The sequence below is a fragment of the Candidatus Harpocratesius sp. genome, from assembly GCF_054039255.1.
On the sequence record NZ_JBPLBG010000064.1, the window covers coordinates 37989 to 52654 of the forward strand.

Annotated in this window: 10 protein-coding genes and 1 tRNA gene; 7 read left to right on the top strand and 4 right to left on the bottom strand. The window is 29.4% G+C overall.

Features of this window, described 5'->3' with window-relative positions:
- Window positions 1–196: 196 nt before the first annotated feature.
- Complete coding sequence (gene rpsJ, locus ACXLDF_RS14005) at window positions 197–502, top strand: 30S ribosomal protein S10 (RefSeq protein ID WP_457559163.1); 306 nt, start codon at window positions 197–199, stop codon at window positions 500–502.
- A 524-nt stretch (window positions 503–1026) separates the two neighbouring features.
- Window positions 1027–1848: a hypothetical protein gene (locus tag ACXLDF_RS14010; RefSeq protein ID WP_457559164.1), complete on the top strand. Its 822-nt coding sequence runs from the start codon at window positions 1027–1029 to the stop codon at window positions 1846–1848.
- Between the two features lie 218 nt (window positions 1849–2066).
- Here the strand turns inward: ACXLDF_RS14010 and ACXLDF_RS14015 are convergent, their stop codons facing one another.
- Window positions 2067–3845 (bottom strand): hypothetical protein, encoded by a 1779-nt coding sequence (locus ACXLDF_RS14015; protein WP_457559165.1) that lies wholly within the window; start codon window positions 3843–3845, stop codon window positions 2067–2069.
- A gap of 156 nt (window positions 3846–4001) precedes the next feature.
- Here ACXLDF_RS14015 and ACXLDF_RS14020 point away from each other — a divergent pair, with 156 nt between their 5' ends.
- From ACXLDF_RS14020 to ACXLDF_RS14035, 4 genes are all read left to right on the top strand, one after another.
- Window positions 4002–4910, top strand: a complete 909-nt coding sequence (locus ACXLDF_RS14020) for a carotenoid biosynthesis protein (protein ID WP_457559166.1) — start codon at window positions 4002–4004, stop codon at window positions 4908–4910.
- Between the two features lie 296 nt (window positions 4911–5206).
- A complete protein-coding gene (locus ACXLDF_RS14025) occupies window positions 5207–6619 on the top strand; it encodes a serine hydrolase domain-containing protein (RefSeq protein WP_457559167.1) in 1413 nt (470 codons plus the stop codon).
- Window positions 6620–6784: 165 nt separating this feature from the next.
- A tRNA-Gly gene (locus ACXLDF_RS14030) sits at window positions 6785–6856 on the top strand.
- A gap of 641 nt (window positions 6857–7497) precedes the next feature.
- Window positions 7498–8421 (top strand): alpha/beta hydrolase, encoded by a 924-nt coding sequence (locus ACXLDF_RS14035; RefSeq protein WP_457559168.1) that lies wholly within the window; start codon window positions 7498–7500, stop codon window positions 8419–8421.
- Window positions 8422–8469: 48 nt separating this feature from the next.
- On the opposite strand, the gene ACXLDF_RS14040 is transcribed toward ACXLDF_RS14035, so the two are convergent.
- Window positions 8470–8907: an Lrp/AsnC family transcriptional regulator gene (locus tag ACXLDF_RS14040; protein ID WP_457559169.1), complete on the bottom strand. Its 438-nt coding sequence runs from the start codon at window positions 8905–8907 to the stop codon at window positions 8470–8472.
- A 270-nt stretch (window positions 8908–9177) separates the two neighbouring features.
- On the opposite strand from ACXLDF_RS14040, the gene ACXLDF_RS14045 reads away from it, so the two are divergent.
- Window positions 9178–10164 carry an asparagine synthetase A gene (locus tag ACXLDF_RS14045; protein WP_457559170.1) on the top strand — a complete coding sequence of 329 codons (987 nt, stop codon included), beginning with the start codon at window positions 9178–9180 and terminating at the stop codon, window positions 10162–10164.
- A 53-nt stretch (window positions 10165–10217) separates the two neighbouring features.
- On the opposite strand, the gene ACXLDF_RS14050 is transcribed toward ACXLDF_RS14045, so the two are convergent.
- Together ACXLDF_RS14050 and ACXLDF_RS14055 are read right to left on the bottom strand one after the other, a co-directional pair.
- A complete protein-coding gene (locus ACXLDF_RS14050) occupies window positions 10218–11342 on the bottom strand; it encodes a KamA family radical SAM protein (protein WP_457559171.1) in 1125 nt (374 codons plus the stop codon).
- Window positions 11343–11876: 534 nt separating this feature from the next.
- Entirely contained in the window at window positions 11877–14624 is a 2748-nt protein-coding gene (locus ACXLDF_RS14055; RefSeq protein WP_457559172.1) for a DUF3712 domain-containing protein, read from the bottom strand.
- Between the last annotated feature and the right edge of the window lie 42 nt (window positions 14625–14666).

A 14666-nucleotide genomic window follows, 5' to 3' on the forward strand; every position in this document is an offset into this window, starting at 1 on the left:
GTGAAATATTTAATCAAATTAGTTAGTTTGGCGAAAGAATTAAAAACTCTTTTGCGGGTATGGTCTGAAAGGAGAATCTCAATGTGAATCAATTATCTTTTTCACAAGCCGTTCTCTCTTTTCTTTTTAACCTAGCTGGCAAAAGAGAATCTCCGTCAACCCAAATTAGAAAAAATCATAAAATTTGTGATATAATATGCAAAGAGCCCGCATTCGTTTAAGTTCTCCTGATTTAAGTGCATTACAAGAAGTCATTGATGAAATTAATCGTGTTGTAACAAAAACTGGTGTAAAACAATACGGTCCTGTTCCACTTCCTACAAAAAAACTGACAATCCCAACAAGGAAAACTCCTTGTGGTCAAGGAACCTCGACATGGGAAACCTACCAACTCCGAATTCACAAGCGTCTCATTGATATTAATGCTGATGAACGCTCCATGATATTGATTATGAAGATAATTTTTCCAGAAAGCGTTTTAGTAGAAATTGAATTGATCTAATTCTCCTTTTCTTGAAGATTTTTAAAAGAAAAGTTTTTTTCTTACTTTTCAAAATTTTAATTTTCAATAATAGTGTTATTATGATAAGATCGTATTAGTGAAGAAATTTTTCAATAATTTACAATTAGATCGAAGAATATTTGCTAAGAAGTTCTAGCAGCTTCGTCTATTTCTATCAAATTCCAATTTTTGCAGCCAATATTCCGACTATAATCCTGTCATTCCCACTTTTATTTGAGTCTGTATTTTCACGCAGCTAAAATCGGTTGTAAATATCGCATTTCGATTATTTTATTTCAAAATAATGGTTCGATGAATTTTAAATTTGGATGGATTAGGGGATTGTGGATAATCTATGCAAGATTTTCAAAATTTAATCCATTTTTTGAATGTTGCCAGACCCTCCTAAGAGCATTATTTGATATAAAAAAACATTAAGTTGATTTATTTAAAGGAATTCGTGAAACACAAAATCATAAAGGTACATCCCAATTAATATATATTCAAAAAGAAAATGAAAAATAATGAGTAATGAAAATGCAAAAATCATAAATATTGATAAAAATTCGCAAAATGTTCTCATTCAACGATTACCTGATGAAAAAATTATTAAAAGTTTTTTTATTCCTTATAGAACCACTTCACTCCTCGGATTTATTATTTGGATTCTATTATTACTTTTACCTATTATTTTGCTGATTGTAAGTAATAGATCTGATGATATTTCTAAGAATACACAAATTTTTCTTGATGTTGTGTTGGGAATATGGATAATATGTATGTTATCCTTATTATTTTTTATTGGTTATGGAAAAAAATACTTAATTTTAAGCAACAAGCGCGTAATTTACAAATCGGAATATAATTTATTCTTTCTAAAGAAATTTCGTATGATTCAAGAATTTACAACCAGAATTTCAAATATTTTATTAGTTGAGCGTAATCAATCTCGATATCCCGACATTCAAATAATGATATTAGGAGGATTTATGCTTTTAACAGGGGTAACTTTCTGGATATTTGAAAAAATTGCAGATGCAGCTAATGTTTTGACAGTCCAAGAAAATTACTGGTTTAACTTAGCTTCAATAATTATGTTAGCAATAGGTACAGTCATATTAATTTTGAATGTGCTTTTCTTTTCACAGAAATATTTCAAGGTTGGTTTAGTAATCGGTCAGACTTTTCCCTTTCCTAAAATGATGGTTCGATGGGTTTCTCCTAATGTTAAATCTGGATATTGGATCATTGGTGGATGCAGAAAAGATGCAAAAAAAATGTATGAGCAATTCCACAATTTGTTATTTGAAATGCAGGAATCATATATTCAATCTACTAAAGATTAATTCGAATTTTTTTTTTTTCGTACAAAGACAAAAAAGATTTTATAGAAGTCTTAAATATTTTCTCCTTTCAAGTAAATTAACTCATTTTTCTGATAAGAAATGATTGCAAAAATGTATAATTTTCACTGAATTGAAAAAATCAAAAAGCTAACTAAAGAAAGCAAAAAGTAAAAATTATTTAAAAAAAGAAAAAAAAATTTAGATGATATAATATACATTTATTTTCGGCGTTTTATGAGATACACCAAAGCAATTAAAGAAACTAAAGATGCAAAACTAATCATTTCAATAGGAGCTCCTGGAATATTTGAGAAGAACCCACCTCCACCTAAATCGCGATTTTCTCCTAATTCTCCGTCTTGTATTTGTTCAGATGTTGGTGCTTCATAACCCTCTCGAACCAATGTTTGTGATATCGAAAACCTAACAGTTTCACCATCAATATTAAAATCTGTGATTGATGTATTCTCAAATGCAATAGTCATATCAACATATTGAGCATATGAAGCTAATACCATATCACTATTATATTCAACTGCAAATGATACTGAAATACCTGAGTTATTGTAATCAATCCCTTGATTTGCTAATTCAGTTGTTAGATCATCTTCTAAATCTCCATCAGTGTAATTCAAAATATCTTCTAAAGCATCAAAATCAATACCATTTAGTGACCAAACAAATCCGATTGATTGTTTATCCACATGGAATGATGAGATTCCTCCAATTGCAAATAAGTCTTGAATTGAATGTTCAAAAACAGGTATATCTTCACCTTCTTGTTCGGCATATTGTGCAGAAAAATTGTATACATCTAATCCCCAATTGTACCAATCTAAAAAGCTAAAATCAGTTGGATAGCATAATTCTACATTTGAAAACAGACTGAATATTGAATAAAAACCAAATATTGAAGGAGAAATTGGGAGATAATGTTCATTTGGAAACGCAGGAAACTCTGTTCCATCATCTAGTGGATCAACAGAAATCCCAATTGCATCTGTTACATTTTCAAAATAAGTATGGACTGATAAGGGTAAATCTTCAAAGTCTGTTGCTTCAACATCATTCAATTCTGTAATTGAATCATTTAGTATAGGTTGAAAATTATCATAAAAATCAGGATCAAAATATGGTTCAAATGTTGAATTTAATTCTTCAAGTTTTCCTGCCATATATGCTGAAGGTAAAACCCAATTGTCATTATTCCCCATCATTATAGAACCTTCAATAACATCTGTGGATCTATTATTTTGTTGTAAATCTAAATTATAAATATCACTTATACTGAATTTTAGGTCAACATCCATTGAGAAAAAGTCTAAAAGATCTCCCATGAAATGTGAAAAGTTAAAACTATTAGAGAAAACATCTTCACCTGCATCATCTTCAATTTGATCTACAATATATCCTCCCACTTCATTATAAAAGTTAGAACTCGCTTGCAAATCAATATTATTAGAAGCAGTATATATTAAATCTTCACCTGTTTCAATTCCATAACTAAATTTAGCATCTCCTTTTGGATCAAAAATATTGATTCTGAGAGTATAAGTTGCATCATTTGTATTCCAAAAAGAATAATGACATTGAATATAAACCATTAATGTTGAGTCATCTGCATAATATGAAACATTTCCAGAATTATCCCCATATTCATTATCAGTGTAATAACTAAAATAATCGCTATCTAAAAAGCTTTCATTTTCATTAGTTAATCTAATATAAAAGTAATTTCCATCATCTGAATCAGTTACTTCCATATCTACAGAGATTGCCATTCCTTCTGAAAGTTCAATTTTAAACCAATCATCTTCATCTGTAGATGATGACAAAGTTAAGCCAGTATGAACCCCCGTAGTAATTACAGCAGCATTTGCTAAATCATTATTTGGCTCGTAATCACTATCATCTAGTGCTCTTGTATAAATGGGTGCAAAATAACTTGCCATCAATAGCACTAATAATAATGTTGATATTTTTACTGTTTTTCTCATGAATAAAATTCACCTTGACATTAAATGTCAAAGAAATAAATAATAAATATGGCTTTTAAATCTATGTTGACTCTTTTATAGAATTCAAAAACGAATTTTAAAGATAATTAAATACAAAGATAGTAGATTTATATTTACAGATGAGAAAGGTAACTTATGTGGCTAGAGCTTTTTGAATGGATGGTTGTTATTATATATTTATTTGCAGTTATTGGCTTAATTTTGAATAAAAATGGAATAATTTTAAGTGAATTAATTGGTGGTACTTTATTTGGTTTGATGCTTGAATATTTGAATATTGCATTATTTCATGGTTATACTTATCACACTGGATTTCTATTTCAGATTGGAAATCCTCCAAATAATGTTCCAATTGTCATTGGATTAGCTTGGGGTCTGCTGGGAATTACATCATCAGAACTTAGTGAAAGATATCAGATTCCTGTAATTCTTCAAATCCTACTGTCGGTTATTATCGCTGTTTCTTATGATTTATTTTTAGATGTAATTGTTATTCGGCTTGAAGGTGGTTTCTGGGTATGGGGAGGTTTTATAACCGATTGGAACATTAGTCTTGAAGCATTATATGGGGTTCCTTGGTTTAATTTTGTAGGTTGGTTTTTTGTAATGTTTTATTTCGGAGTTTTAAGGAAAAGTGGACGGAAATTTTTAAAAGATACAAATTGGAAACAAAATCTTATTCGTATTTTTGCAATTCCAATCTTATCAGATATACTATTATTATTAACGTTCTTTATTCTTGGAATTTTAGGATTACATCATTATAGTGCGATTATGTTTTTAATTCTTTTTTTGGGGAGTATTATTGCTGTTATTAGTTATATGGTTACTAAGCATCCAAACATTCTTTATGTGAAACATTCCTTTTCCTTATTCTTTTGGATTTCAATTTATGTATATCTTATTGTAGTTTCTTTAATCTTTAATTTTTGGAATCAAATTCCTGCCTATTTAAGCTTATGCACGATATTAATAATTGGAACAGTAATTCTCGAAATTTTATCAATTAAACAAAATAAAAAGTATGATGATTCCAAGAAATGATTATGAATGATAAAGAATGATAAAGAATGATAAAGAATGAGAAAGAATTGAATCGAATCTTAAAATTCAGAAAAAGAATTTTTTTATTAAAAATTTAACAATCAATTTTCTACAATTATTATTTTAATCGTGAATTGGTTCTTTGATCATGAGTAAAATTAAGTTGTAAAATCAAAAAGTCGTATATTTTGATAATTCTTTTTCTAAAAATGAAAAAAGAAAAATTATAAGGCAAAAAGAAAAATTTTTAATAAGTTATACATAAAAGCATTGTAATATTGAAAGAGAAGAATAAAATGAATAATATATCACATAATTTGCAAGATTTAGATAAATATATTAGAAAATACATGCGATCAGGGAAAATTCCTGGTCTTGCAATTTCTATAATTCATAAAGGACAACTTGTCTATTCAAAAGGTTTTGGTGCTAGGGATTTGGAGAAAGGTCTTCCAATGACTCCCCAAACATTGATTGGAATTGGCAGTGTGACCAAATCATTTACAGCAATTGCAATAATGAAATTGGTTGAATCTGGAATGCTTTCATTGGATGATTCTGTGAGTAAATATCTACCATATCCTCCATTTTCTAATCATCGAAATGTTCAAATACGTCATTTATTATCTCATAGTTCTGGAATTCCTGCTTGTGATGCTAGTCTTTTTGAAATGTTTTATCTTTTTGGAGATTTTTCTCGAATTTGCCCAGTACAATCGCGTGATCAATTTTTAGCCCACATTTCTGATGCTGAAAAATATTTCTACTTTTCTCCAGGGGAACATTTCTTTTATAATAACGACATGTATGTTTGTCTTGGATTTATTATCGAAAATTTGACTGGACGCTCATACGCTGAATTTGTTAAATCAGAAATATTAGACCCATTACAAATGACTAATGTTGCTTTCACTCTTGATCAATTTAACAATCATCCAGAAAATAACCGCATGGCAGGTTATCTTCCTAAATTAAAAGATAAAAAAACAGTTCTGACTAAAGCACCTGTCCCAGTTTTTAATGATTTACAAGCTCCAGGAGGGCTTTATGTATCAATGGAGGATATGATGCATTACGCAGAATGTCTTCTGAATAAAGGGCGCTATAATAATATTCAATTGATTCAACCAAACTCTGTTGAAGAATTATGGAATCCTGTAATTCCTACTCCTTATGGATATGGACCCCAACCAAAATACTGTTTGGGATGGGTGATTGATGAAGGAATAAATGGAATACCCTATACTCTTATTCATCATGGAGGTGGTTTAGGGACTAGTTGTTCATTTTTTGCTATAATTCCAGAATTAAAGATAGGAATATCTGTTGCTCAAAACACTTGCATAGATTCTGTTGAAAAGGTAGGACGAGCTGCTATTGCATACTTATTAGGGCAAAAACCTGAAATAATTTTTGAAGATTTTCGCCGAATTGCTTTATTAAATGAAATATGTGGTGAATATATTGCTCCGTATGGAATGTACAGTATGAAAATTTCTGAAAAAAAGGGAATTATAAATGCACAATTGGAAATTGATGACGGTGCCCTTGAATTTCCATTATACTTGGAAAATTTTGAAAAATTACAATTTGTTGTATGTCGCTCTATCTCTCCTAAGCCTTTTTATGTGCAATTTTATCGGGATTCTAAAAATAACCACATTAAATTTGCCACATTTGACAGATATATATACATGAAGCAAATATAAATCATAAAAAGAATATATTATACTTTTATTCTTAAAGCGAGTATTCTTTATTTTTTATAATTCTATTTTCTTATTGTGCCCTCATTTTGGCTATTTATTGAAAGTGCCATTTAATTTTTATTAGATGATTCGTTATTTCAACTTGAGTATTCTAATATTTACTAAGCGTCATTTGTATAGCGGTTAGTATGTTGGCTTCCCAAGCCAGCGACCCGGGTTCAATTCCCGGATGACGCATTTCTTTTACTTGTTAATGTTTTCAAATTTTAAGGTAATATTTAATCAAATCTTGGTTAAGTAAATTGTTATTATTTCTTAAAAACAAACTAGAAAGAAATCTGTAGAAATTCTCTAAATTATATGGATAAATTAAAGAAAAAGAAATGAAATTTCTCAAAATTCTCTTTCATTTCAAATTTTGTTGAGGAAAAAATAATTGTAAATTGAAAGTTTAAATTATATTTAAGGTCTTGAAAAATATAAAAAAAGAAAAAAAGAAAAATAGAAAAATAGAACAAAAGTTCTATTTGGTTTAACTTCAAATTTAGCGGACTTAATTAGTAATATGATTTTTTCTTAAGGATTACTTGATTGATCAGGAATCATTATTACAATCACCTCGAAGAATTAATCTTGACAATATTTTTAAATATCTATTTTTTTTACTTTATTAATTAATTAGGCATTTTATTCTTATTTTGATTAAATATATGTAAATTTGATGAAATTTTTAAAATCTCGTTCAGATTCATATATTAATTTTACATAAGATTCAAAAAATTCTTTTTATTTTGAATAATCTTTCAAAGTATTAATTTCAAAAATAACATGAAATTAGTTTCCAAACCTTCAAATAGAAATAGGACAAATGCTAAATTATGCAAAGTAAAACTTTTACATATACAGATTATGCTGGTATCGAAATTTTTGTATACAAATGGATTCCTGAAGAATCAATAAAACCAAGAGCTGTTGTACAAATTCTACATGGAATGGCTGAACATGCTGCTCGATACCAACATGTTGCTGAAGCTTTGACCAAGCATGGTTTTATCGTTTATGCAGACGATCATCGTGGACATGGAAAAAGTGCATTAGGATTAGAACATGCAGGAGAATTAGGACCAGATGGATGGGAAGGGACTCTAAAATCAATTAGAGAATTAACGGATTATCTTAAGGCAGAATATCCTGATTTGCCTGTTTTTCTTTTAGGACATTCCTGGGGCTCATATTTAGCACAAGATTATATCCAACAATGGGGTTCTGAATTAAAGGGTGTTGTTTTAAGTGGGACCAATGGTGCCCAACCAATGCTTAATTTATTATTAATTATTGGAACAATTATTGCAAAATTCAAAGGATATAATGCCAAAGGTAAATTCATTGATAAATTAGCTATTAAACCTTTGAATAAACCTTTTGAACCAGCAGATTCACAGAATTGTTGGTTAAGTAGAGATCCTGAAGTTGTAAAAAAATATGATGAAGATCCATGGTGTGGTTTCATGGTTCCTTATAGTTATTTTATTGAATTGGCGAAAGGATTAAAAAAAATATGGAAACCAAATAATGAAGAAAAAATTCCAAAAGATCTTCCAATTTATCTTTTTTCAGGTGGAGAAGATCCAACCAACATGCAAGCTAAAGGATTTAAATCATTAGTTGATCGTTATGAAAAATTAGGAATTAGAGATCTAAGTTATAAAATATATGATGGAGCTAGGCATGAAACATTAAATGAAACAAATAAAGAAGAAGTAATACAAGATTTAATAAATTGGCTTGAATCTAAACTATAATTAAATTTGCTTAAATTCACAAAATGATGCTCTATTTTTTATTTTTCTTCATTTTTCATAGTTTTCTAGCGAGATCATGGTGTGTGAAGATTGGATACCTGGAATCTTCCTTAATTCGTCGATAATGAATTTATCTAAATCAGAAATTGATCGGCAACGGAATTTTATCATCAAATCTTGATCCCCTGTAATTATTGCTGCTTCTTCCACTTCAGAAATATTCAATAGATGTTTTGCAATTTTGCGCTGATTTGCCTGAAAAGTTTTTATTAAAATAAATGCAACGATATTACCATATAAGCGATCTTTATCCACAGCGATAGTATAATGATCAAGAATACGATTTTCTTTTAACTTTTTTACTCTATTGTGGATAGTTGTCGCTGGAAGCCCTGTTTTATTAGATAATTTTGCCACAGAAAGGCTGGCATCTTGTTTCAATGCATTTAGAATTTTTATATCTTTTTCATCAATTATTGATCGCATAATGAGGTAAATATGCTGAAATAATTAAGATTTATGCATGATGCTATCAAAAATTATTGAAATCTGGAATAAAGTCTTATAATACACAATTTTTATTAGAATTGTGATTTCTCTCCAAAAAGATAAATTCTAATTTGGAATACATATCCCATAAATTATAAATATTTGCGATATTGTGGCCATTTTATTCCATATTATTGGAATAAACAATCTTAAATTGAATGATTTCTTGAAAGATCATACTATTTTATTATTAGTGAGATGTTTGAAATGCTAGATACAATTAAAAAAACCCTAAAATCGCAACAATCTTTATCGAATGAAAAGAAGAAAAAGCTATTAAAATATTTAGATTCCCAAGATATAGAAAAAAGAATGGCTCTACTTCGAATCCAGACTGAAGTATTAAAAGCGCTACATGATTCATTATATAGTCGAGGATTTATTCAACTCATGCCTGTTATTTTATCACCTATAACAGATCCACTAAATCATTCTGTATATGATGCATCGATTCACTATAGGGATCAACAACTGCAATTAACTAAAAGTATGATTTTACACAAACAATTAGCTTTGACTATGAGTAGAGCTGAAGGTATATTTATTGTTTCACCTAATGTTCGCCTAGAAACTGAAGAAAAAAGACAAAGCTTGCGACATTTATTAGAGTTCAGTCAAGTTGACATTGAATTGCGCCATGCTTCCCAAAATGACTTTATGGCCTTAATGGAAAGTGTTATAGTGGATGTGTTTAAGCATGTAAAGAGTCAATGTCAAGCAGAATTGGGGTTATTTGAATCAGACTTAGTTATTCCAAGTCGTCCATTCCCGCGGTATTCAAGTGAATCTGCTTTTAATCAATATGGTAAAGATTTTGAACAAATATTATCAGATAAAGAGAAATCGTTATTTTGGATTACTGATTTTAAACGTGAGTTTTATGATAAAGAAGATCCTAATCGACCAGGTCACTACATTAATTATGATCTTTTTTATCCAGAAGGTTTTAATGAAGCTCTTTCAGGGGGGGAACGTGAATATGAATACGATGTTATTCTCCGAAAATTAAAGGAACGAAACCAAGATCCTTCTGCCTTTTCATCATATCTTGAATTTGCAAAAAAAGGAAAACTCTTCCCCAGCGCAGGAGGTGGCTTAGGTGTTGAAAGATTGCTTCGATTCATCACAAAACAAGCACACATTGCTGATGTTTGTCTTTTTCCAAAAATTCCTGGAGAAATAATAATATTTTAGAAATGCATTTTTTTTATTTTATTGATAAATGATGAAAAACAAAAAAAATCATTTCATGTGTGTTCCCAAAGCCAAACTTCATCTTTAGGCAATTTTCTGGTGAATATCTTGTTATGATTCTCCGGATACTTGCTTTGGTGATATTTAAACAAGATTTCTTCCCCTATTTTTCCTATAATTTCGATCTTTCCAGTTGCATGAGACATGCAAAATTTAAAGCGTTTACTTTGACCATTTAAGTATTTCCTGGCTTCATTTATTATGTCAATTCCTTCCCATAATGGAACTTGAAATGTAGATGGTTTATATGTGAAAGGACGGCATTGGAACACATAATAAGGATTTACACCGATTCCTACCAGTGAGTTCAATAATTCTGCCAATATTTTTGGATCATCATTGACTCCCCTTAAAAGGACACTTTGATTTTGAACTAAAACATTTGCTGATATTAAAGCGTCAATTGCTGAAATTGATTCTTCGGTTATTTCTTTTGGATGATTAAAATGAGTTTGTAAGTGAATTCTACGATTAGGTTTGCTATACTCTCTCAAAATATCTAGCAATTCTGGATCGTTTGTAATTCGATTTGGAAATGTTACAGGCACCTTACTTCCAATTCTGATGAATTTTAATTGAGGTAATTCATCTAATAATTCAAAAATTCTTTTAATATTCTGATTTGATAATATTAGTGGATCTCCTCCTGAAAGTAAGACATTATTAATTTCTGGATGATGTTTAATATAATCTACAGCCTTTTCAAAATTATGCATAATTTCTTTCTGATGTAATCCTACAAATCGTTTTCTAAAACAATATCTACAATAAGATGCACATTCATTAGAAACAAGGATGAGAGCGGTCTGATCATATTTATGTTGTAATCCAAATAACTTTGTATTATCATGTTCATGAGTAATTGTTCCAATATCTTTGTAATTTAGTTCATCTTGGGAAGGTATAACCATTTTTGCAATAGGATCTGCTTCATCATCCCAATTTATTAATGAAAGGTAGTATGGGGTACTTTTCATTGGGAATTTTTTAACGACTTCTGGGTAAGTATTTTTAATCGATTCTAAAATTTCTTTTGTCTCTAAATAGTTTTTATTGTATTCGTTTTGATGTAGATTTTGTATATTCCAATCTTCTGAATATTCATGATGGGTTTCCATTTTTATTTATCCTCCTTTTGTATATTTCGACATATAATCTCCCTTTAAGATTTTTTTTTCTTTTGAGATTTTCAAAGTAGATTAGCTAGTGTTTTTATTGCTTTTTTCTTTGGATTTTCTCCAGACATAGAATGTACGTAACGATATTTGCCAGAAACATCCTATCTTGTTATATATATTTCAACGACAGAGTTAAATGTGGGAGATGTAAGTTGTCGAGGATTAAACCATTTCACGCTTTGAAATGATTGAATGTTTTTAAAACACTAATATAAATATGTTTATTTTCATATTTAACTCTTATCTCAAAAATGGGTTTATTATAAGAATTTTTTTGAATAAATAAAAATGCATTTTACTTAAAAGAAAAAATATTGAAAAATTGGTGTTATTTTTAGAAATCTAAAGAAATCTAATTTGTTTTAACTTTCTAAATGAAATATGTTGCTATATCACAATAAACGAGCATTTTCTGACTAATAATCCAAATATACATAAAAGAACAGAGAAAAAAAAAAGGGTAAAAAAATCCACTTAATCAACGTGAACATTAAGTAATTCTATAGAAACTGTAAAATCATATAATCCAATTTGAATGGATAGATCTCCAATAATATCAAGTAAGAGATTGTTGTCTAAATTGTAGTCATCATTTAATCTAACTGTGGTTTCAACATCATTGCCTGTGAATTGATAAGATTTAGACGAAGAAGAATGTTCACTAATTTCGATGGGTAATGCAGACCAATCTAAATTTGGATTATCTAAAATATAATTCATATATGGGCTATATGAAATAGGTGTTGAACAACCATCTATATCATCGAAATCTATCGTTCCTGCAAAATTTGTAATGTTGATTTCAAATCCCATAGGATTGGTGAAAATTAATGCTAGATTGACTGTATATGAATATGATGGATCAGGAAATCCTGGTGTGATTGCTACACTTATAGAAGTTACTGATATCGTCAAAAGATCTTCATCAATTCCATATAAAGTAAAATTCATACTATTTGTGATATTCAAATTATAAACCATTATCGAAATGTTGATTTCAAATAAGCTATTATTCCCATTGATATAATTACTCATGAATTCTTCCACGTCGCTTGAATTACCCGAAATCCGGAGCACAAGATCAAGTACGTTTTCTTCTGCAGTTAGATTTGGATGAGAAATAAAAGCAGTTCCAATAAAAGAGCTATTATAAAACACATCTGCTGAGATATTGTGAGGATTTACTGAAATTCCTGTAGCTAAAGTAATATTTGTCTGAACAATGAAATCGATATAGGAATTGGTCGCTTTACTGACTGTGAAATCCATTATACTCATTTTCATTGCACCTAATCCCGTTACGTTATATTTTCCTCTAAAAGTTATATTACTATCAAATAATGAAACTGTTATGTTGTAATCAAATGGAATTTGCTCAGTGTGCAAATAAAGATCGAGGATTTCATCAATTACGACTGGATCATTGATAATTAAGAATACAATATGGGTATTTTCAGAAGTTGTTAGATTTATTTGCAAATTTTGATTGCTAACTAAGGTATTGTTATAGTATATATCTATATATAAATTCATGTTTGAAAATTCGAATTCGGAGGGATTATTGAAAGATGTTTCAATAGTAAGATTTAGAAAATCATCTGCTGCGTCATTTATTTCCAACTTTTTAATCTCTAAGTTCAAACCACCCATACCTATAACTGTATAATTTTTATAAATTTCTTGGAGAATATTTGCCACTCCATAGCGCGCTTGTACAGTAATTTCAAAAATTAACTCGGTTTCAAAAATAAATTCATTTACTAAATTAATTTCAGTAAGATTTAAATCAACGTTAAAAGAATACAAATTTGCTCCTTTAGTTAGTTCTACATCATGATATACTTCTGATGCAACTAAAAAGCCCTTATACTCAACATTGATACCTAATTCAGGAATAGATGCTTCCAATAACGCTTCATTATTTACTAACACATCGACTTTAACTCCCATCTCCGTTTTAGTCATGTTAATTAAATCAAAAGTTGTAATACTTAAAGGTAACCCTTTAAATCCTTCTAATTCAAATTTTTTGCTGAATAGGAACACAGATTCATTCTCATCTTTGACAATATTTGCATATCCATTAAGCCAGAACGTTAATGTATCAAGATTAATATAATCATCCAATAATGTTGTGCCAGCAGGAATTAAAGTTGCATTAATACGTAAATTATTATCACCTGGATTTAAAACTAAGTTTTCAACAGAGATGTTCCCGACTATATGATCTTCATAAGTAACATCCATGGTTAGTGAAGACATTTGAACTGTTACAGCAGAAGGATTGGTGTAGTTTAAATCTAATTCGATTTCAATTGCAGAATCGGTATAATTAACCAAATGCATATTATTTATGATTAACGGTAATTGATCTAAACCTGCCAGAGTAATTGAATCTCTGTAAATTTCGCCTAAATTCGTTTGATTTTCAATTCCTAAGTCTGGAACTAATCCATATTCAAATTCAATTGATTTTTCTTGAATAAAATCACTCATTAAGCTGGAAGATGTGGCATCAACAGTTAGGCTAATATGTTCTTCATGTATTCCAGGGGAAATTGTAATTATCCCAAAGATATAATCTCCAATCTTGGTATTTTTATAATAAATATTAATTTGTAAGTTTTTTAGGTCAATTTCTAAATCAGTCGGATTTTCCCACGAAATGTCACAATCCACAAATAAATCAGTTGAATTACCACCTGTAACATGCAAATTTGATAATTGTGATGCTAAGCCATTAAAACCTGTTAGTGATACCAATTTATCAAACGATGTTGTTATTGTATATACAATTGCACTGAAATCTACTGAACCTTTAAGAGAGACTTCAACAGAAGAATCAGAAAGTAAATCTGATGCAAGATCTCGATATATACTGGGATTAGATATTGATACTGCACCTGTAAATGAAATTTGGCTTTGATTTGTTGAAATTGTAGGGTTACTGATGGTTACTGGACCAATTTCTTCGTTGTTATATGAGATGCTAATGTCTCGCAATTCTACTGATGCATTTAGTGGAACATCTGTACTAAGCGATAGAATTGCATGGAAAATAAATTGGTTATTTTGAAATTCCATGAGTTCAATCGAATTAAGATTGATTTCGGCTTCATTAACCTTTGATGAAAAATAGGTTTGACCACCAAAAAATGTCCCTAAACTACCACCAGCGAGTAGGAAAGTCAGAACAATGGTAATTGTTGCTCCTTTTTTCATACATATTATTTATTTTTGGAACTTTAATTATTTTGTAAAAAA

Bases quoted from the DNA above. Each gene is read 5' to 3' on its own strand.
- ACXLDF_RS14055 (WP_457559172.1), bottom strand. From the start codon at position 14,624: ATGAAAAAAGGAGCAACAATTACCATTGTTCTGACTTTCCTACTCGCT.
- ACXLDF_RS14040 (WP_457559169.1), bottom strand. From the start codon at position 8,907: ATGCGATCAATAATTGATGAAAAAGATATAAAAATTCTAAATGCATTG.
- ACXLDF_RS14035 (WP_457559168.1), top strand. From the start codon at position 7,498: ATGCAAAGTAAAACTTTTACATATACAGATTATGCTGGTATCGAAATT.
- rpsJ (WP_457559163.1), top strand. From the start codon at position 197: ATGCAAAGAGCCCGCATTCGTTTAAGTTCTCCTGATTTAAGTGCATTA.
- ACXLDF_RS14010 (WP_457559164.1), top strand. From the start codon at position 1,027: ATGAGTAATGAAAATGCAAAAATCATAAATATTGATAAAAATTCGCAA.
- ACXLDF_RS14045 (WP_457559170.1), top strand. From the start codon at position 9,178: ATGCTAGATACAATTAAAAAAACCCTAAAATCGCAACAATCTTTATCG.
- ACXLDF_RS14025 (WP_457559167.1), top strand. From the start codon at position 5,207: ATGAATAATATATCACATAATTTGCAAGATTTAGATAAATATATTAGA.
- ACXLDF_RS14015 (WP_457559165.1), bottom strand. From the start codon at position 3,845: ATGAGAAAAACAGTAAAAATATCAACATTATTATTAGTGCTATTGATG.
- ACXLDF_RS14020 (WP_457559166.1), top strand. From the start codon at position 4,002: ATGTGGCTAGAGCTTTTTGAATGGATGGTTGTTATTATATATTTATTT.
- ACXLDF_RS14050 (WP_457559171.1), bottom strand. From the start codon at position 11,342: ATGGAAACCCATCATGAATATTCAGAAGATTGGAATATACAAAATCTA.